Below are 20,667 nucleotides of genomic sequence, written 5' to 3' on the forward strand. Positions count from 1 at the left end.
GGGCCAGACAGAACTTCGATAGTGTGGCTGCCGGATCCTGCGCTAGTACAGTGGCCCCTTTGGTGTGTTGGACCAAGTTTCATTGCAGGTGTAACAAACAGCCCTGCCGTTCCACGGAGACCCGGGGCCTCCAAGACTCTGCGGCCATATGTGGTCGACGCGCACCTCTAGGCGGTTCACGCCGCCTCCGGTTCTGGATTGCGCGGCAGGCACCAACCCCGCGCGGCAGTCATCACAGAGCAATCTGCCCCCGTTGTCCGCCCTATTCTTCGCAATCACTTCCCTCTTACCCTTGGGGGTAAAAGGTTTATATGCCCGGGACATGTCAGCCGACAGGTCTGTTGCTACTCCATTGGAATTTACAGCGAACCGGGGCGCCGTGGTGCAGTCATTATGGACGAGGACTGGCGTGTTGCCCGCGAACACGTAATAGGTGTGGAGGTCTGCGATGGTGAGGTTGTATGTGCGTGCGTGCTTGGCGAAGTGACGTACTGCTAGTACGGAGACGGTCCGGCCTTCGTCCGTTCGCAGGGTCATACCAGGCTGTAGATCGCCAGCCTCGATCCACGTGGCGGCCGAGGCCACCCAGAAGCGGTGGCCGTCGGTTGCGACGAGGGATTTCGGTCCGCCTGTGGTGGCGATGGTGAGATCGGCGAACTTTTTGTCGCCCTCAGTGGTGATGGTTGCGGTTACGGCTCGCTGGCTCGTCTTGCCGGTCTCGGGGTCTGTGGCGAGAACGGTTTCACCGATTTTGATGTCTTCGATGTTCTTGCGGGTGCCGTCGGCCATCAGTACGCCGGTTCCCGCAAGGAAGCATTCGCCAAGGACGCGGAAGAACGGCTGGGCTTCTTCTGCTACCCGAACATATGGGCCGAACGCCGGGATCGCCGAGACACCCGCTGCCCCGACATCGGATCCCGTCTCGTAGTTTTGCGAGTTCACGCCGATGCCGCGGTCGGCCATTTCCTTCCTGTAGGCATCAGCTCCGCATTCAACTTCACCGAAAAGTTTGAAGAGTTGACATCCGGCCTCGACGGTACTAATAACCCCCTGTCCCAACCCCGCGACAAAGTCCTTATCATTACCTCGGGGCTGCGTCGTCCATTTCTTCTTGCAACCCGCTTTGCTGCAGTGGGTGACAGTCCAACGCCCTTGGCCCGCACTATCTCCGCTGCCACTACCGCCAGCGGAGCCGCTACCAGACCCCCCTTGGGCCCCAGGGTCTCCGGTTCGATCGCAGTCATTCTTGGAGCAGTAGTTGACGTTGTCGTCGTATTGCGGGTCTCCTGGAGCGGGGCCGTTTCCGCCGTTCTGTCCTGCTCCTGGGGCATTGCAATCGCCGCGCATGCAGATCATGCCGGAGGGGTCGCTATTGGAGACGGGGTTGTTGTTGGCGTAGGTGTAGCCGTTGATCTGTTGCGGATCGGCTAGGTCCATGAGGGGGTCGACGCTGATGAAGCGGCCGATGTTGGGGTCGTATTCGCGGGCGCCGAGGTGCGTGAGTCCGGTATCGGCATCCTTGGTACCGCCGACGAAACTCTTGTCCCCGGTCCATCCGGTGGGCGCGGCGCCCCGGGGCGCGCCGAAGATGGTGGTTTTGCGGCGCGTGATCGCCTGGGTGGTGGCGTCGATCTGGGTCGTCGCGGTGCCGTTCGGGTCGGCGAGCAGGAACGTGATCTTCCCTGCGGTGCGCATGGCGACGGTTTGGCCGGCGAGGTCGTAGTAGCGGGTGCCGACCTTGGTGCCGTTGGGCTTGAGGAGAAGTTCGTTGCCACCGGGCAGGTACAGGGTGGTCCCTGTGGAGTCCTTGCGGAGCAGTCGTTGGCCAGCGGTGTCGTAGGTGTAACTGGTGCTGATGGTGCCCTGAACAACCTTTTCGAGGTGACCCTCGGAGTCCCAGGTCAGGTCCTGTTGAGCAGTGGTGCCCGCTTTGCGAGTCTTGGTGTTACCAGCGAGGTCGTAGGTGTAGGTCTCGACGTCGGTGCTGCCGATGCTGACGCCGGGCAGGTTGTGCTTACCGGTAGGAGGCGTCTTGTACGTGCGAGTGGCGTCGTTGGCGGGACCTGCAGGGGTCTTGTGCTGGGTTTCAGTGGTGCGGTTTCCGAGCGCGTCGTAGGCGTAGGACGTCCAATAGGTGTCCGGTCCGCCGACAGTGGCGGAGGAGGTGCCGCTGGGGGTGGCCGCGCATTTGTCGGTGCCGGTCCAGGCCTGCGTGATACGGCGCAGGGCATCCATGGTGAAGCACTGGGTGTCGGTGCTGGCGGTGGTGCCCTGGCCACTGGTGGTGGCAGTGGAGGTGATGTTGCCGGCTGGGTCGTAGGTGTAGTGGGTGGCGTCGATGCGCGCTGGGGCCAGGTCCCGGTCGGTGGTCTGGTCGGTCAGGGCGCCGGTGTGGTCGTCGTAGGTGCTCGTGGTGTGGATCTTCTTGCCGAAGCCGCCGAAGTCCTTGATGGAGGGGCGGCCATAGGCGTCGTAAACGGTATTGGAGACCAAGGAGTCATCGCCGTCACCAGCGCGCAGGGTGACGGGCAGACTCGCGTGATAGCTGTAGGCCGTGAGGACGTCCTCCTCGGGCAGCCCGCCCAGAGCCGGCTGGGAGGTCGTCTTGAGCTGACCGGTGGGATAATACTCGGTCGACCAGGCATAGGTGGCGGCCAGTCCCTCGGCCCCGGGCACCGACGGGACGGTGACAGTGGACTCGGTCGGCTCGTATCGCTCGTTGTACGCGGTGATGGCGCTGGTGTACGCGGCGGTGCCGACATAGCGGGTGGACGTGGCGGGCTGGCCGATACCCCCGGTCGCGGTGTCGTATGTCCAGGCCGACAAGGTGTTGGTGCCCTGCTTGAATGCGGTCCTGCGGCCGAGCGCGTCGTAGTCGGTGTGCAACGTGATGCCACGGGCGTCGGTGACGTCAGTGACCCGGTCACCCTGGTCGTAGGTGGTGAGCGAGGTGCCCTTGTCCGGGTCGCTGGTTTGGGTCTGTCGTCCGCGGACGTCGTAGGTGTATGTCCAGGTCGCGTTCGACGCGTCCTTCACCTGGGCGAGCTGGCCGTGGTCGTTGTAGGTGTATGTGGTGGTCTGCCATGTGGTGCGCGCCGCGTCGGTGTACTGCTTGACCGTGCGGGCGCGGCCCAGGGCGTCGACGACGGTCGTGGTGGCGGTGAGGCCCTTCGGGGGCACCACAGTGGTGGTATCGCCGGTATAGCTGGTGGTTGTGCGCTTGGTCTCGACACCGAACCGGCGCGCAATCGCCGCCGTGACGCGTCCTGCGCCGTCGTAGACGGTGTCGGCGGAGGACGGGTACTTGAGCTCCTCTCCGGTGACCAGGGCCGCTTCAGGGCTTCCGGCGGCGAAATAGGTGCCGGAAGAGCGCCAGGCCAATCCGCGGGTGTCGTAGAACGTTTCGGTCACCGTGCGCCCAGAATCGTCCGCGGCCGGTGCCTGAGTCTGGACCGGGCGTAGCAGGCCGTCGGATATGGCATACGACGTCTGGTAAATGTCCGCGTTATGCGTCAGGGAGCTGGTGGTGACGACGATGGGCCCGTTGTTGCGGACGAGGTAGTCGAATTTGTAGCTCGGTGCTGTGGGGTAGTCACTGGCAGAGCGGCCGGGGGCCCAGATCTGGGTCGTGCGGCCCAGTGGGTCGTAGGTGGTGCTCGTAACGCGCGAGTTGGCGTCCGTCATGGACGTAGCCTGGTTGCGCAGGGGGTCGACCACGGTGACGGTTTTGAAGCCGAGCGGGTTGGTGACCACGATCTGCGTTGCTACTTCACCTGTGGCGGGCGAGTAACTGGAAGTTGTTTTCTTGCCGTAGGCGTCGGTGGCAACCAGTGCTCGGCCGTAGATGTCGTAACACAGTTCATCCTGCTTTGTTCCGCAGGCGCTGGGGACGCCGCTGGAGGTTTCGTAGTTATCGCCCTTGCCGTTGATCTGCTCGGACTTGACCACGTCACCCTTGGACGGTGCGTCTCCCCATGTGGTCGCGCTGTCGTAGTAGGTCCGGGCGTCGTGGAGCAGGTCCTGGGGCAGTGTCACCGGTGTGCCGCAGGTCTTAGCGACCGTTTGGGTGCGGGAGACCTTGTTCAGCAGCCAAGTGCTGGTGTTGCGGGCGTAGGTCGTGGTGGTGCATGACTCGTCACCGGTGACGGCGGTGTCACCGGTAAGGGACAGGGTGGTGACCATGCCGTAGGCGTCGAACTCACGGTGTGAGGAGGTGGCGCGAGTGCCGGTGGCGATGATGGTGCGGGTTTGTTCGTCCGCGATACCGGTGTGGTAAGCGTCGAGGTCCGGTAGGCCCGGGCGGAGGCGGGTGGCGGTCTTGACCGAGCGCCAGGGTGTGTTCGAGGTGGCGGCGATGAGTTTGGTGGTGTCGTCGCCGTTGTAGGTGGCGGTCTCGCGGACCATGCCGGCGAACTGTTCGCGGTCGGTGACCGTGGCACCCGAGGAGTCGGCGACAGCCGCGCCGTCGATGCCGCGGAAGTAGCGGGCTTCGGTCAGGGTTTTGGGGTCCTGGTCGGTGCCGGTGCGGGTCTGGACGCGCCCGTACCCGCGGGCGATGGAGTAGGTGCGGTCGTCAGCCTTGGTGAACTCGTCCGTGGACTTCGCCCAGGCGGCGCCGTCGGGGTATGCGTAGGTTGTCTCTTTGTCCGGGGTGGTGGCGAGGTTGTCACCTTCCAGGACTTTGGTGACGACGTAGGAGTTGAACCAGTCCTGCTTGGCTGTTTCGCCCTCGTACGCCCATTTCACCGGGTAGCAGCGCGTGGTGTTGGTGGCGTCGGCCGGTGGCAGGCTGGAGACGGTGCAGCCGGGGTCGGAGTAGTACACCCCGATGGTGCCGCCGGTCTCAGTAGTGACCTGCGACATCCGCAATCGGACGAACGGGGCCAGGCCGTCACCGAGTTTGTCGACCCGGTTGTCGTGCTGCTCGCCGCTGAACGTCACCAGCGGCAGGGGTATGTTGCCGCCGGCCAGGCCGGTGCGGAGGATGGAGTTGAGCCACATCGGGGTGGAGATGCCGTCCCCGGCCGGCGGGAAGGTCTGCGCCAGTGCCCAGGAGTCGACGTCCTTGTAGGCGCCGCCGGTCAGGACCTGGGTGGTGATGGTCTTCAGGCGCTTGCGGGACCAGAAGGTCGGGGAGTACTGGTCCTTGCACTCCGCGCCGTCCTTGCAGTACTGGTCGAACGGTACGTCTTTCCAGTTCTTGGCATTCGTCTCGTCGAATGTGTCGCAGCCGGATTCGCAGCGTTCGTCGACGGCGAAGGTGACCTTGCCCATGGCCTTGCCGGAGTAGACGGCATCGCTGCGCAGGCCGTAGTCGATGTGATCCAGGTACCCGGCACGGTCATAACCGGTGGCCGTTGCCTTGCCGGTGCTCTCCGAAACGTTGAGACCGTAGTTGTTGGTCTCCTGCTTCCAGTAGTACGCCATCGCGTTGTTGTGGGTGTCCACGACGTAGTCCAGCTGCCAGCGCCAGGCCTGGTCGCAGTGTGCGGCGGCGAACGAGGCGTTGTAGCACGGTTCACCCGGCTGGTTGCCGAAGACCGGCACCGTCAGCGTCGAGTTGGTCTCCGGGGTGGAGCCGTCCTTCCAGCCTGGCAGCCGGTTCAGGCCGAAGAAGTACTGGGTGCCGTCGGTCGTGGTGACTTTCCAGTGCTCGCCATCGTTGTCGCCGTTGCCGGTGACGGTGGTGGCGTTGGTCAGTTTTTCGATCTTCTCGCCGGAGTCTTCGGCCGCGTGCCAGCCCTTGCCCGACTGGTAGACCAGCTCGGTGTTCTTCCCGCCCAGCGACAAGGTGGCGTTGCTGGTGGAGTAGCACAGGTCACCGACCTTGGTGGTGTTGGTGCCGCCGGTCTGGTCGTCGTTGCAGCTCTTGTAGCGGCGCTCGATGAAGCCCGGCTCGTAGGCCCAGCCGTCGCCCAGCCAGCCCGCCTGGCTGTTGGAGGCAGCGGTCTTACCGTCAACAGCTTGTGAGGAGTAACCCAGTGACACTGACGGCTGCAAGCTGCCCGGCACCGACGGCACGCCGATCGGGTAGGACCAGGTGAACGCTCCGCTGGAGCCACCCTGACTCCATGACCCGGACGGCTGCAGGGACGTGGCCTTGTAGTCGCCTGAGGAACCCGAGGCGCCAGCCGTCAGAGCCAGTACCGTCGCGCTGGTCGGTGCAACGGCGCGCGCGGCGGCCGCGGTCGTCTGCGGTGCGGCGTCGACCTGGGCGGTCAGCGTGTCGGACTTGGTGTTGTTGTGGGAGTCCACTGGGCGGGTGAGACGGCATGTGGGCTTGTCTGGCGTGGTCAGCGCGCAGGCGGGCATCTGCACCAGATGGAGGCGTGCGGCCCAGTCACCGCCGTAGGCCCCGCGAAAGGCCGTGTAGTCGACCTGGACCTGGACCGGCACCGGGGTGGTGGCGTTGTCGGCGCGGACGACGGACAGCAAGACACCGTCGACGCCGACGGTGCGTGCCACCGCGCGGTCAGCGACGGTCACCTTGACCTTCGTCGGCTCCGCGGAACCTGCGCGAGTGCCGGTTGCTACGGGGGCGATCGTGACGGGGAGAGCGCCGGCGCGCTGGGGCGACCGTGCGACCAGTGACGGGGCAGCAGACTTGGTCCGTGCCGGCGAGGGGATCGCCGTCAGGTCAACCTCGGCGCTCCCAGCAGCAGGCCACACCACCTTCGACGTGGCCTGGTCCGACCGTGCGGCCGCAGCGTCCTTGCGCGGCTTGTTGCCACCAGTAGCGACCGAAGTGACCGGGACCGCCACCGGTTTCTTAGGAACTGGGAACCCGCCCGCAGGGGCAATACCCGGGGCCGCGATCGAAGCGGCGGGCAATGCCCCCACCAACGCGGAAACGGCCAGTGATACCGCCAGCCCGCGCACGCCGAACCTGCCCATGCCCCACCCCTTGCACAATTCAAGAATGACCGGCGAAGAGTAACAGAGAATAGGAACGCCCATTTATCTCGACTTCCAGAACAACGGTGCGTCCCGTATGCCCGCTTTGAAGGTCCTTTATTCTTCCTTTATCTTCGCCGAGTCAGACATGTCAACCCTTGCCCAGCACAACCTTCCAGGTCAGAGAGGCACTGGAGGGGCGTGGACGCTCCATTTTGCTCTGGTTTAGACGATTTTAAACCAGCCAATTGTACTATGCATCCACCTTCGCCCGAAGTTCATTGGCGGGGTCAAACTAAATGTTTCTCGTTGACATGGCGGCTATAGAGTCGCCGCAGCAATTCATGCCATCAAGGGGACTATGTAATGTTCATATCAAGTCAGGGCAGACCGTCGAGACGTTGGCCTCATTCGCGGGCGGTTGCCCTCGTGGTGGCCGGTAGCTTCGGACTGACCGGGGCCCTGGTGCCGGTCACAGCAGCTGCCGTGCCGCAGACGGCCGGAGTCGTCGATCCGGTTGCTGCTGGGGCAATCTCTGCGGAGGATCAGGCGCTGCAGCAGGCGCAGGCCACTCATGCGCAGGTTGAGGTGGTCTCCGCGCGCACCGAGGAGTCCGATCAGTGGGCGAATCCTGATGGCACGTTCTCGACCATCACCCATGGTTCGCCGGTGCGGCTGTGGCGTGATGGTGCGTGGGTGGACACGGATCCGAAGCTGGTGTTCGCGGCCGATGGCCGGGTAGTGCCGAAGGTGTCGACGGTCGCGGCGATCTTCTCCGGCGGGGGCACCGTGCCGCTGGTGTCGACGGTCAAGGACGGGCGCACGCTGAGCCTTTCGTGGCCGACCGCGCTGCCGAAGCCGACGCTGGTCGACAACATAGCGACCTACCCCGAGGTACTGCCCGGCGTCGACCTTCGGCTCAAGGCCGAAGTCGAGGGCTTCTCGCAGGTCCTGGTGGTCAAGACACCCGAGGCCGCGAAGAACCCGGCCCTGGCCACTTTGAACTACAAGATCGACACCACGGGTCTGAGTGTGGCGGCCGATGCCGCCACCGGCACCGTGACCGCTGTCGACTCCGCCGGGCAGACCCTGTTCAGTAGCCCCGCGGCGGCCATGTGGGACTCCACCTCCGTCACCAGCCAGGCTCCCGCAGCCCAGGGCCTGCGGGCTGCCGCGCAGGCCGAGACGGCCCCCTGGGATCTCTTCGAGCCGGCACCGGGCGCGAAGGACGCGCTGATGCCCACCACCATCACCGGTGGCACCCTCAACATCACCCCCGACCAGCCGCTGCTCACAGCCGCCGACACGCAGTACCCGGTCTACATCGACCCCCAGTTCACCCGGGCCTGGGGCAAACTCAACGACTGGACCCGGATCTACAACCGGCGACCCAAGAACTCCTACTGGAACGCCAACGACGTCGCCCGTGTCGGCCACGAGAGCGACACCAACGGCACGTCCGCATCGTTCTTCGCCATGGAGACCTCCGGCCTCAAGGGTGCCGGTGTGATCGCATCGACGTTCCGGATCAAAAACACGTGGTCCTGGTCGTGCACGAAGACACCTGTGGAACTATGGCAGGTCGACGGCATCTCCAAGAACACCACGTGGGAGAACCCTCCCACGAAGAAGGGCGGCAGCCCGCAGTTCACCGTCACCGACGCCAAGGGCTGGGGCACCGGCTGCCCTGCGGACAACCTTGAGTTCAACGCCACCCGCGCGGTGCTCGACGCCTCCGGCCGCGGGGAGGACGTCACCTTGGGCCTGTACGCGCCGAGTCTGACCGACACATTCCAGTGGAAGAAGTTCGACCCCAAGACCGCGACCTTGGAGACGAAGTACAACCACCCGCCCAAGTTGCCTACCAAGCTCGACACCAACCCGCACCGCCCGTGCACCGGCGGTGCTGACATCGGTGACACCCGCATCAGCCTGCTCGCCTACGTCGATGACGAGGACGCCGGAAACCTCACCACCACCTTCCAGATCTTCGCCGCCGGCGCCAGCACGCCACTGGCGACGAACACCAAGTCAGCGCTCAAGCACAACACCGTCACCTGGAGCGTCCCCGACACCACCTTGATCAGCGGTTCCTACGAGTGGCAGGTGAAAAGCACCGACCAGCAAGGCGCCTCCTCACCCTGGACGGCCAAGTGCAAGTTCACCGTCGACCGCAAGCGTCCGGCCAGCCCTCCCGCCGTGTCCTCGACCCAATTCCCCAGCGGTGACGCCGGCTGGCCCTACGCCACCACCCAACAGGCCCGGTCCGCAGGCTCCTTGACCCTGGGCGCCAGCGGTGTGAAGGACGTGCTCGAGTACAACTGGTGGACCGACTGGGAGCCGCAGGTGCGCCAGGAGCACGTGGCCCCCGGCGCTGACGCCACGGGCTTGAGCTTCACACCCCCCAGCTACGGGCCCCACCTCATCTACGCGTTCAGCCTCGACGGAGCCGGCAACCGCTCCGACACCGCCACGTACCTCTTCTATGCCAACGCCAATCCCGACGGCAAGGACAGCCCCAACGACCTCAACGGCGATGGCAAGAACGACATTTGGAGCGCCGACGGCAACGGCACATTGTTGTCCTCCTTCGGTCAGGGCAATGGCCAGTTCTCCAACACTGTCTCCGGCGGCCGCACCTTCGCCAGTGACAGCCAGGTGGCCTCGCGCGGCGACTGGGGCGATGACGGTTACAACGACCTGGTCAGCCTGGAAGTCGACCAGAACAGTTCCGCCACGCCCAAGCCGAAAGTCATGTGGCTGACACCCAACAGCGGACTGGGCGTGGCCGTCGAAGAGGGGGTCGACGGCGGACGCCAGCAACTCACCGTTTCCTCCAAGCCCCAAACCAACAGCCACTGGGCTCAGGCCGATCAGATCGCCACGCCCGGCGACATCACTGCAGACCTCCGCCCTGACCTGCTGGTCAAGGAATCCGGCATCCTGTGGGCCTACACCGGCAGCACCGGATCCCTCAAGAAGTCCCCGGTGCCGCTCGGCAGCGCCGACTGGAACGGCTACACCGTCATAACCCCCGGCGACGTCAACGGCGACAATCTTCCCGACCTGTTGCTGCGCAAGGACGACAACGGCGACATCCTGGCGATCTACGGCACCGCCCTCGACGACGGGCAGGCCTCCACCACGCCCCGCCTCGATACCGCCAGCTGGAGCGTCAGCAAGGCCAAAGTCCTCATCAAGGCCCTGGCCACCAAGGACGCCTACCCGCTGATCAGTTCCTCCGGTGACACCAACGGTGACGGCGTCACCGACCTGTGGGCCCGCAAGGCCGGCAAAGAGGGCGGCTCCCTGGACGCCTGGCCCGGCACACCCAGCGCCCCCGGTAGCAAGATCCTGGGATCGTTCGGCACCGTCACCGTCATCGACGGCGTCACCGGTGGCGTCCGCCTGCCCGCCGGCACCATGCTCAACAACGGTCAGTCCCTCAGCGCGCACTCCTCCAAGCTCGCCCTGAACGACGGCATCCTGACCATCACCACCAACACCAACCCGGCCAGGACCATCTGGTCGGCCGGCAAGCCCGGCCACCCCGACGCCAAGGCTCTGGTCGACAGCGACGGCAACCTCGCCATCTGCGCCCCCGCCGGAACCATCGCAGAGCGCAACGACTGCCAGAACGACACCACCGGCGCCGCAGGCAAACGCCTGTGGTCCACCCACGTCCAAGGCCCCACCACCGCCAACCCCAACGCCCCAACCCCCACCCCCAACGGCTACGCCCTCCTGCAAAACCGCGGGACCCTGGCCGTCTACAACGCCAAAAGCCAGTCCCTGTGGTCCAGCGGCACCAACGTCCGCCACGACTACAACAGTGACGGCCGCAGCGACATGGGCGCCCTGTACAGCCACCCCGACGGCAGCTACGAGCTCTACTCCTTCAACGCCAACGCCGACGGCACCTTCGCCGCCCCCTTCAAGGGCTACACCGCACCCCCCGGCAGCGCCTGGGCAGCCAACATGAAGTACGCCACCGGCGACTACAACGGCGACGGCATCGGCGACGTCGCCATCCTCTACGGCTACAGCAACGGCAGCGTGCGGCTGTTCACCGCCACCGGCAGAGCCGACGGCACCTTCACCACCCCCACCGCCTCCTGGTACCGACCCGCCGGCAGCTGGTGGTTCAACCAGATGTACCTGCAATCCGGTGATTTCAACGGCGACGGACGCGACGACCTGGCCGTCTGGTACGACTACACCGACGGCCACGACACCCTGTTCACCTTCACCGCTACCCCCGCCGGCGGCTTCAACGAACCCTTCCCCTCCTGGACCCGTCCAGCCGGCAACTGGGAGATCAAGCAGGCAAAGTTCGCCATCGGCGACTACAACGGCGACGGACGCGACGACCTAGCCGTCTTCTACGGCTACGGCGACATGAACACCGTCAAACTGCACACCTTCCTCGCCAACCCCACCGGCGGCTTCGACTACACCACCACCTCCTGGACCAGCACCACCTGGGGATCGTGGAACCAAGCCCACATCCAAGCCGGCGACTTCAACGGCGACGGCACCGACGACATCGCCGCCTGGTACGACTACTCCGACGGCCACGACAGCCTCAACACCTTCGTCAGCCTCGGCACCACCACCGGCACCTTCCAGACCCCCTACTCCGCCTGGTCCAGCGCAGCGGGCAACTTCTACTACGCGTCCATGCCCCAAATGGTCGCCGGCGACTACAACGGCGACGGACGCGACGACCTCGGCGTCATGTACGGCTATGGCACCGGCTACTCCCGCATGCTCACCTGGATCGCCAAAAGCGACAACAGCGGCACCTTCAACGCCATGACCCCCAGCACCTGGACCTCAGTCACCGGCACCTGGACCAACAACGACGTCCACTTCTTCAACACCCACAGCTAGCAATTAACCGCAGCCACAGAGGCTGGTGGGCCACCGCAACCGCGGTGGCCCACCAGCCTCTCCTTTCATGCCGCGCCACCCGTGCTCTGGCGCCAGGACTTCAGCCATAGCCCAACGGCACCCCGGGCAGGGACCGTCCAAAAACAAGACACTCCCGATCCGGGGAAGCGGAACGCGCTCTTGCGTCACGACTACGACTACCACTGATCTGCTGTCAAGTACCGGCGTCATGGCAGGCGTCCGGCCAGGAAGATAGCTCGGTCCGGGGCCCCGAGGCAGCCCAGATGCTGGTGCACCGGGTTCTGGTCAGCGACAGTCAAACAAGATCATTCTCAGGGACTTTTCAGGGACTTTCAGCTCTGCCCGAGGGACTTTTGAGGGACTTTTTGCCGCCTAAGGTGGCAAGGTGCTGAAAGATCAGAAAGGGCCTCCGACGCAGGTCAGAGGCCCTTCAGAGGGCAAAGCCCCAGCTAGCGGCGGACGAGTCGGCCTGTACGCCGGGTTCTGTCTCCCGTGGTCCTTGCGGGCCATGGGGAGGCGGCCATCCATCTGGGACCGGCGTTGCCGCCGGCCTCGTGCGGTCTACCCGCGGACTCGGGCGGGCAGCCCTCAGTCGTCCACGCAGAGCTGCCTTGCGGCGGCCCATTCTTGACCTTGCTCCAGGTGTGGTTTACCTAGCCGTCCAGGTCACCCTGGACGCTGGTGGTCTCTTACACCACCGTTTCACCCTTACCGGGGGCCTTGCGGCTCCCGGCGGTCTGTTTTCTGTGGCACTGGCACGCGGGTCACCCCGGGTGGGCGTTACCCACCACCTTGCCCTGTGGAGCCCGGACGTTCCTCGGAAGGATCACAAGGATCCCGCCGCGACCGCCCGGCCGGCTCGTCCGCCGTGCCGCCCATCCTAGTCGACGTGTCCGCAGAGCTGGGCCGGGGCGAAGAGGACGGTTGACGTGGCCGGGTCGGCCTCGGTGAGGCGGACTCGCAGGTGGTGGCCGAGGGGGAGGCGGGGGGCGGAGGGTGGTGACTGGATGCGGGCCACGACGGCGGGGTCGTCGAGGTGGATGGTGCCGGTGCCGGGCGCGCGGTCGTCGAGGTCGATGACGAAGGCGTCGAAGACCTCGCCGATGCGGTCCTTGAGGAGGGCGGCCTCGATCAGGTCGACGCATTCGCGTTCGGCGCGGTTGGCGTGCTGCGTGCCCTCGGCCATTTCCTTGGGGAGGCCGGGGAGGGCGGCGCGGACCCAGTCCGGAGGCTGCTCGCCCGCGACGGCGGCGAGGCAGAGTTCGCCGGCGTAGCGGTCGACGAGGCGGCGCAGCGGTGCCGTGCAGTGGGTGTACGGGGCGGCGACGGCGGCGTGTTCTGCGTGCTCGGGGGCGGCGCCGTCGAAGACCGTGTAGCCGGCGCCGCGCAGCAGGGAGGTGCACTCCTGCAGGAAGGCGGCGTGGTGGGGGCGCCGGGGGTCGAGGGAGCGGATGACGTCGGCGTACGGGGTGCCGGCCGGCCAGTCGACCTGGAGGGCCTCGGCGACGCGTCCGAGCCGGTCGGCGGCGCTCTGGGGGGCGGCGGGGAGCGTACGGAGGATGCCCGTGCCGGCCCGGATCATGAGGTCGGCGGCGGCCATGCCGGTGAGCAGGGAGATCTGGGCGTTCCAGCCGTCGGCGGGCAGCGGGGCGCGGTATTCGAGTACGTAGCCGTCGCCGTCGGGACGCTGCTCGATCTCCTGCTCGGGGACGTTGAGGGAGATGCCGCCGCGGTCCCGTTCGAGCCCCTCCCGGAGCAGCCCGATCTCCTTGAGGAGGGCGACGGGTTCCTCCGCGGTGCCGTCGTCGATGGAGCGCTGGACGCCCGCGTAGTCGAGCATGGCGCGGCTGCGGACCCGGGCCCGGCGGACGTCGGTGGCGGTGACCTGGCCCGTCGCGTCGAGGTCGATCCGCCACAGCAGGGCGGGGCGGTCCTGGCCGGGGAGCAGGCTGGCGGCGCCCTCGCTGAGGATCTGCGGGTGGAGGGGGACGCGCTCGTCGGGGAAGTAGAGGGTCGTGACGCGGCGGTGCGCCTCGGCGTCGAGCGCGCCGCCGGGCGTCACGAAGGCCGCGACATCGGCGATGGCGTAGTGCACCCGGTATCCCCCGGCCGGGGCCCCGGTGCCGGTCCCCGTCCCACGGGCCAGGTGCATGGCCTGGTCGAGATCCGTGGACGTCGGCGGATCGATCGTGAAGAGCGGGATGCCGGTGGCGTCCAGCTCCGGCATCCGGGGATGGTCGGCTGCCTGCCGGGCCTCGGCGAGCACGGCGGCCGGGAACTCCTCCGGCACCTCGAGCCGGACGCGCAGCGCACGCAGCGCGTCGCGCAGCAGGGTTCCGTCGGCGGCCGGGACGAGCAGGTGGCGGCGGGGCATGAAGTGAGCGTATGACGGGCCGTAGGCTGCTCCCGGTTCGTGTTGGTCCGTCCGAGGGAGAACTGCTGTGCTCGTCCTGCTTCCGCCGTCCGAGGGCAAGGCCACCGTGGGTGCCGGTCCCGCCGTCGACCTGGCGTCGCTCTCGCTCCCCGGGCTGACCGGAACGCGGTCGACGGTGCTGGCGGAGCTGGTGGAGCTGTGCTCGGGCGATGAGGAGAAGGCGGCCGAGGTGCTCGGGCTGAGCCCGGGGCTGCGCGGCGAGGTCGCCAAGGACGCGGGACTGCTCACCGCGCCGACACTGCCGGCCGGGGAGCTGTACACCGGTGTGCTCTACGACGCACTGGGGCTCGCGACGCTCAGCCCTGCCGCCCGCAAGCGTGCGAAGGACTCCCTCCTGGTGTTCTCCGGGCTGTGGGGCGCGGTGCGGATCACCGACCGGATCCCGTCGTACCGCTGCTCGATGGGGGTGAAGCTGCCCGCGCTGGGCGCGCTCGGCGCGTACTGGCGGGAGCCGATGGCCGGCGTCGTTCCGGAGGCGGCCGGCGACGGCCTGGTGCTGGATCTGCGCTCCTCGGCGTACGCGAACGCGTGGAAGCCGAAGCCGCGCAGCGAGCCGGCGGCGCGCACGGCCACCGTGCGGGTGCTGCAGGTGACGGTCGTCGACGGCGTCGAGAAGCGGTCCGTGGTGAGCCACTTCAACAAGGCCACGAAGGGCCGGCTGGTGCGCGCTCTCCTGGAGTCGGGCGCGAAGCCGAAGACGCCGGCGAAGCTCGCCGCGACGCTGCGGGACCTGGGCTTCGTGATCGAGGAGCAGGCACCGGGGAAGCTCGACGTGCTGGTGACCGAGATCCACTGAGCCCGCGGCGGAACCCCGGCACGGGGCACTTCTATTGCATCCTGTGCAACGCTCGTTGCGCAGGATGCCGGGCCGCAGGCAGGATGACGGGCATGACTTCCGTCCTCGACCTCGCCCCCGTCGTCCCCGTCGTCGTCCTGGAGGACGCCGCCGACGCCGTGCCGCTGGCCCGCGCCCTCGTCGCGGGCGGGCTGCCCGCGATCGAGGTCACCCTGCGGACGGCCGCCGCGCTGGACGCCATCGCCGCCATCGCGCGCGAGGTCCCGGACGCGGTCGTGGGCGCGGGGACGGTGCTGGCGCCCGAGCACGTCGGCGCCGCGGTCGCCGCCGGGGCCCGCTTCCTGGTCAGCCCGGGGTGGACCGACCGGCTGCTGGAGGCGATGCGTGCCTCGGGGCTGCCGTTCCTGCCCGGCGTCTCGACGACGTCGGAAGTGGTCGCGCTGCTGGAACGCGGCATAACGGAGATGAAGTTCTTCCCGGCCGAGGCCGCCGGCGGCACCGCGTATCTGACGTCGCTCGCCTCACCGCTGCCGCTCGCGCGGTTCTGCCCCACCGGCGGAATCGACGCGGCCGCCGCGCCGCGCTATCTGGCGCTCCCCAACGTCGGCTGCGTCGGCGGCACCTGGATGCTGCCCGCCGAGGCGCTCCGCGCCAAGGACTGGGGTCGCGTCGAGGCCCTCGCACGCGAAGCCGCCGCCCTGCGCGGCTGAACCCCGGAGGGCCGGACGCGCCGGACGGCGGCAAGGCAGGGCAGGCAACGTAGGACTCATGGCACCGGCTGCGCACCGGACCGGACCCCGCGGACTACCTCAGGTGCGACGTGTCGTTCAGCAGGCGCAGCGAGGCGTTGCCGTCGGCGTAGTACGCCACCTCCGACACGGACGCCGCCGAGAGCTCCATGCGGAACAGGGACTCGGGCGGCGCGCCCAGCGCGAGCCGGACCAGCGTCTTGACCGGGGTGACATGCGTGACGAGCAGCACCGTCTTCCCGGCGTAGCGCGCGAGGAGCTTGTCGCGGGACAGCGACACGCGGCGGGCGACCGCCGCGAAGCTCTCCCCGCCCGGCGGGGCGGTCTTGGCCGATGCCAGCCAATCGTCCAGTTCGGCCGGATACCGCTCCCGCACCTCCCCGAAGGTGAGCCCCTCGAAGACCCCGAAGTCGGTCTCGCGCAGGCCCTCGTCGATCCGTACCTCGAGGCCGAGGCGGCTCGCGACGGCTTCCGCGGTCTGCCGGCAGCGGGCCAGCGGTGAGCTGACGATCGCCTGCACGGTGCCCCGGGCCGCGAACGAGATCGCGGCCTGCTGGGCCTGCCGGCGGCCCGCCTCCGACAGGTCGGGGTCGGTGCCGCCGCTGCCCGAGAACCGCTTCTCGGGCGTGAGCGCGGTCTCGCCGTGCCGGAGCAGGACGAAGGTGGTGGGCGTCCCGAGATCGGCGGCGGCCAACCAGCCCACGGTCGGAGCGGTCTCCGGCAGCGCGTCCTGAACCGACCCCTGAGCCGAAGCCCCGGCCGAACCCGAACCAGACCCGTGCGCCGACCCCGGATCCGACCCCTGGGCCGAGATCCCGACGCCGCCGCCCAGCCCGAGTTCGCTGCGCACGATGGGCGCCCCGGGCTCCCACTGCCGGCCCTTCCTGCCCGCGTCCATCGCCTCGTTCGCGAGCCGGTCCGCGTGCTTGTTCTTCTCGCGCGGGATCCACTCGTACGTCACCTGGCCGGCCGGCAGCACGGACTTGGCCTCGGCGGCGAGCGGGCGCATGTCCGGGTGCTTGATCTTCCAGCGCCCTGACATCTGCTCGACGACGAGCTTGGAGTCCATCCGGACCCGGACCGAGGCCTCGGGATCCAGGGCCTTGGCGGCCCGCAGCCCCGCGATCAGACCCCGGTACTCGGCGACGTTGTTCGTGGCGTGGCCGATGTACTCGGCGGCCTCGGCGAGCGTCTCACCGGTGGCCGGGTCGAGGACCACGGCGCCGTAGCCCGCGGGGCCCGGGTTGCCCCGGGACCCGCCGTCGGCCTCGACGACGAAACCACGAGCCATCAGAGGCCGGAGTCCGCGGTGCGGACCAGGATGCGCATGCAGTTCTCGCAGCGGACGACGGTGTCGGCGGGAGCCGCCCGCACCTCGCCCAGTTCGGTGATGTTGAGCTCCAGACGGCAGCCCTCGCAGCGCTTCTGGTAGAGCCGGGCGGCGCCGACGCCACCCTGCTGGGAGCGCAGCTTGTCGTAGAGCTTCAGGAGGTCGGCCGGCACGGCGCCGGCGACGATCTCGCGCTCCTTGACCGCCTTGGAGCCCTCGGCGTCGAGCTCCTTGAGCGCGGCGGACCTGCGAGTCTCGGCCTCAACGGCCTTGGCCTGCACGGACTCCAGCCGGAGGGAGAGCTCCTTGACCCGCTCCTGCATGGTCTCGCGGCGCTCCATGACCTCCAGGACGACGTCCTCGAGGTCGCTCTGCCGCTTGGCGAGCGAGACGATCTCGCGCTGCAGGTTCTCCAGGTCCTTCGGGGAGGCCGCCGCGCCGGAGTCGAGCCGCTGCTGGTCGCGGGCGGCGCGCTGGCGCACCTGGTCCACGTCCTGCTCGGACTTGGTCTGCTCGCGGGCGGTGTCGCTCTCCTCGGTCTGCGCGGCGACGAGCAGGTCGCGCAGCTGGGTGAGGTCGGCGTTCAGACGGTCGAGCTCGGCGTGCTCGGGAAGGTGGTGCCGCTTGTGGTCCAGCTGCTGGATACGCGAGTCGAGCGCCTGGACTTCGAGGAGGCGGATCTGGTCGGCGGGGGCGGCGTTCAGCGGGGGGCTCCTGGGTGAGACTGCGGGCGCGAGGCGCTCGTTGGAAGGATGGCTTCGGGCGACTGGCGGGAAGAGCGGGTGGAAGAGGTGCTGGACAGAGCTTCCGGGGCCGGGGCGTGGGCCGTCCACGGGTCGGTGACCTGGTGCGACACATACGTCCGCAGGGCCCAGCCGTGCCGGTCCGAGATCTCGTCGAGCTGGCCCGCGGCCTGCTCGCACCACGGCCACTCGGTTGCCCAGTGTGCGGCATCGACCAGCGCGGGCCTACCGTCCGAGAGAAGTCCCTGCTGCTGGGCCTCGGAGGCCGGGTGGTGGCGGAGGTCCGCGGTGAGGTAGACGTCGACGCCCGCCGCGCGGACGTCGCCGAAGAGGCCGTCGCCCGAGCCGCCGCAGACCGCGACGGTACGGACCAGCTGCTCCGGGTCCCCGGCCACGCGCAGCCCGGCCGCGGTGCGCGGCAGACCGCGGGCGGCCCGGGCGGCGAATTCGGCCAGCGTGAGCGGGATGTCCAGCTCGCCGATCCGGCCGAGGCCGCGGCGGCCGGACGGATCGGTCGCGTCCGGTACGAGGGGCCCGGTGATCCGCAGCCCGACGGCGCCGGCGAGGGCGTCGGAGACTCCGGGGTCGGCGCGGTCGGCGTTGGTGTGCGCGACGTGCAGGGCCACATCGTTCTTGATCAGCGTGTGCACGACCCGGCCCTTGAAGCCGGTGGCCGCGACCGTCGTCGTACCGCGCAGGTACAGCGGATGGTGGGTGACCAGCAGGTCGGCGCCGATCCGGACGGCCTCGTCGGCGACCTCCTGGACGGGGTCGACGGCGAACAGCACCCGCGTGACCTCCGCGTCGGGATCACCACAGACCAGGCCCACGGCATCCCACTCCTCGGCCTGGTGAGGGGGCCAGAGGGTTTCGAGCGCGGCGATGACGTCGGACAGTGAGGGCACGGGAGGAAGGTTACCGCCCTCCCCCGCGCCGACCGGAATCGCGGGCGGCCAGGGGACCGGTACCGGACGAGTACCGGACACGTGCCGGGCAGGTACCGGTCAGGTACCGGACGGGCTGCCGGCTCGTCGCGGACGCGGGTAAGGCGAGCCTTTCCTCTTGCTCCGCTGTGCGACGCCCGCCAAGTCCGGAAGATGTGGTTCCGGTCACGGATCACAACGTGCGTCCGATCCTTGGGCAAACGGAAGAACCGCCACCCTTACGTGTGAACTGCACCGACTCGCGCTGATCGTCCGGAAGTGCGAAAACTAGCGTCGTCCTCCGGAGGTGAACCAACACATGACGGCTTGTGCCATCGAAAAGGCCACGGTGTTGCGGGCGGGGTTCACGATCGCGTCCGACGGCTCGTACGCGGCCTGCCTCACCGAGTCGGGTGAAGGGGGCTGGTACCCCGAGCGCTGGACGCTGGCCGGCCCCGAGCCGTACACCGTCCCGCTGCCCGGCAACCAGCCGGAGGAACCCGGCACCGAAGTGCTGCCGCTGCCCGACGGGCGGGTGCTCATCCGCCGCCGCGTCGCCGACCGCTTCGACCTCGCGCTGCTCTACCCGACGGGGCCTGGCACCGGCGAACTGCCGCTCGGTTCCCTCAAGTCCCTGGAGGGCGAGGAAGTACGGCTGCTGCCGCCGGTCGCCGGAGCGGCCTTCGCGCTCGCCCCCACCGAAGGCGCCACCCAGGTGTGGCTGGTCTGCGGCAGCGGCGGCGGCAACCACAGCGGCGGGCCGCAGCTGCTCGCCACCGTGCGGGGCCGCTGCACCGGCGGCGTCTGGCTGGACCGTGCCGGCCGGATGCTCGCCCTCGACCGCGTCGGCCCGGACGGCGGCCGCACCAAGGCCGTCGCCGTCGATCTGCGGCAGGGCGAGGTGACCCCGCTGCTGCAGATCGCCGAGGACAGCAACGACCGGGTCCTGCTCGCCGAGCCCGACAGCGGGCTGCTCATGCTGCGCAGCGACGCACCCGGCACCGACCGGCTCGGCTGGGGCGTGCTGGGCAGCCGGCGTCCGGTGCGCTTCCCGGAGGCGCTGCGGATGGCCGACACGGTCCTCACGCCGTTCGCCGCGCAGTCCGGTCAGATACTGATGCCGGAGGGGGCGGCGGTGGCGCTGCGCGCCGAGGGGCCGGACGGGGCCGCGCCCGTGGTCTGGCGGCCGGGCGAACGGACGGTGACGTGGCTCACCGCTCCCGAGGGCTGGCTCGCGGGCACCGGGCTGTGGTCGGCGCGCGGCTCCCTGCGGCTGCCGTACGCCTGCGAGCGCTGGCCGTTCGGGCTGAGCGAGTACGAGGCGCCGGCCGCGGCTCCCGTGGCGGCCGTCACGGGTGCCGCACGGGCGGCCGTCACGGGTGCCGCACGGGCGGCCGTCACGGGTGCCGCACGGGCGGCCGTCACGGGTGCCGCACGGGCGGCCGTCGAGGGTGCCGCCACGGTCGACGGGCCTGCGGGGGACGAGCCGAGGCCGATGTCCGTGCTCCCCCTCCAGCAGGCCCCGCTCGACCCGGCGCGGGCACGGTAACCCCGATGATCACCGGACACGGCCGCCGACTACACTCGCCGGGGGCTACGGATCCGGACCCCTCGGGCACCGAGGGTGACCAACGGGCGTACCCACAGGCCGGGTTGGGGATATTCGGCCGCTTCAAGCGCAAACCGGCACGCCATTCATCGGGGAGACGTTCCATGTCCGAATCCACGTCCGACTCCGGCGAGAGTCACGACAACGCCGGGGGTCGGCACCGCGGTACCGCTTCGCCGCACGACAGCGACGGCGACCCGCACGGCCGCCACCGGCGCCCCGCGGGAAGCAAGGACTAGGACTGAAGGACCGGCCGGCTGACGGGACCCCTGGGT

The 20,667-nt window shown here is 68.5% G+C and carries 10 protein-coding genes and 1 other RNA gene; 5 read left to right on the top strand and 6 right to left on the bottom strand.

The window, feature by feature from the left end; genetic code table 11:
* Positions 1-42: 42 nt before the first annotated feature.
* The gene (locus tag C8250_RS15745) at positions 43-6,894 is read right to left on the bottom strand and encodes a polymorphic toxin-type HINT domain-containing protein (RefSeq protein ID WP_138357840.1); all 6,852 of its coding nucleotides are present in this window, start codon (positions 6,892-6,894) and stop codon (positions 43-45) included.
* Between the two features lie 432 nt (positions 6,895-7,326).
* Between C8250_RS15745 and C8250_RS15750 the strand changes: the two genes are divergently transcribed.
* Entirely contained in the window at positions 7,327-11,787 is a 4,461-nt protein-coding gene (locus tag C8250_RS15750) for an FG-GAP-like repeat-containing protein (RefSeq protein ID WP_138357841.1), read from the top strand.
* Between the two features lie 477 nt (positions 11,788-12,264).
* On the opposite strand, the gene rnpB is transcribed toward C8250_RS15750, so the two are convergent.
* Positions 12,265-12,670, bottom strand: an RNA gene (gene rnpB, locus C8250_RS15755) — RNase P RNA component class A.
* Between the two features lie 18 nt (positions 12,671-12,688).
* On the bottom strand, positions 12,689-14,182 hold the full coding sequence (locus C8250_RS15760; RefSeq protein ID WP_138357842.1) for an RNB domain-containing ribonuclease: 1,494 nt from the start codon (positions 14,180-14,182) through the stop codon (positions 12,689-12,691).
* A gap of 67 nt (positions 14,183-14,249) precedes the next feature.
* On the opposite strand from C8250_RS15760, the gene yaaA reads away from it, so the two are divergent.
* Positions 14,250-15,038, top strand: a complete 789-nt coding sequence (gene yaaA, locus C8250_RS15765) for a peroxide stress protein YaaA (RefSeq protein WP_138357843.1) — start codon at positions 14,250-14,252, stop codon at positions 15,036-15,038.
* Between the two features lie 83 nt (positions 15,039-15,121).
* The gene (gene eda, locus C8250_RS15770) at positions 15,122-15,748 is read left to right on the top strand and encodes a bifunctional 4-hydroxy-2-oxoglutarate aldolase/2-dehydro-3-deoxy-phosphogluconate aldolase (RefSeq protein WP_187144859.1); all 627 of its coding nucleotides are present in this window, start codon (positions 15,122-15,124) and stop codon (positions 15,746-15,748) included.
* Between the two features lie 94 nt (positions 15,749-15,842).
* On the opposite strand, the gene C8250_RS15775 is transcribed toward eda, so the two are convergent.
* The 3 genes from C8250_RS15775 to C8250_RS15785 are packed head-to-tail and all read right to left on the bottom strand — an operon-like array spanning position 15,843 to position 18,765.
* The gene (locus C8250_RS15775; RefSeq protein ID WP_138357845.1) at positions 15,843-17,078 is read right to left on the bottom strand and encodes a bifunctional RNase H/acid phosphatase; all 1,236 of its coding nucleotides are present in this window, start codon (positions 17,076-17,078) and stop codon (positions 15,843-15,845) included.
* A complete protein-coding gene (locus C8250_RS15780) occupies positions 17,078-17,821 on the bottom strand; it encodes a C4-type zinc ribbon domain-containing protein (RefSeq protein ID WP_138357857.1) in 744 nt (247 codons plus the stop codon). Before C8250_RS15780 ends, C8250_RS15775 begins: the two co-directional genes overlap by 1 nt.
* Positions 17,818-18,765 (bottom strand): Nif3-like dinuclear metal center hexameric protein, encoded by a 948-nt coding sequence (locus C8250_RS15785; RefSeq protein WP_138357846.1) that lies wholly within the window; start codon positions 18,763-18,765, stop codon positions 17,818-17,820. Before C8250_RS15785 ends, C8250_RS15780 begins: the two co-directional genes overlap by 4 nt.
* A 337-nt stretch (positions 18,766-19,102) precedes the next feature.
* Between C8250_RS15785 and C8250_RS15790 the strand changes: the two genes are divergently transcribed.
* Together C8250_RS15790 and C8250_RS44475 are read left to right on the top strand one after the other, a co-directional pair.
* Positions 19,103-20,332, top strand: a complete 1,230-nt coding sequence (locus tag C8250_RS15790; RefSeq protein WP_138357847.1) for a hypothetical protein — start codon at positions 19,103-19,105, stop codon at positions 20,330-20,332.
* Between the two features lie 164 nt (positions 20,333-20,496).
* The gene (locus tag C8250_RS44475; protein WP_269287941.1) at positions 20,497-20,631 is read left to right on the top strand and encodes a hypothetical protein; all 135 of its coding nucleotides are present in this window, start codon (positions 20,497-20,499) and stop codon (positions 20,629-20,631) included.
* Positions 20,632-20,667 lie beyond the last annotated feature (36 nt).

It is taken from the genome of Streptomyces sp. So13.3, from assembly GCF_005860785.2.
In the GTDB taxonomy this organism is placed as follows: Bacteria; Actinomycetota; Actinomycetes; order Streptomycetales; family Streptomycetaceae; genus Actinacidiphila; species Actinacidiphila fildesensis.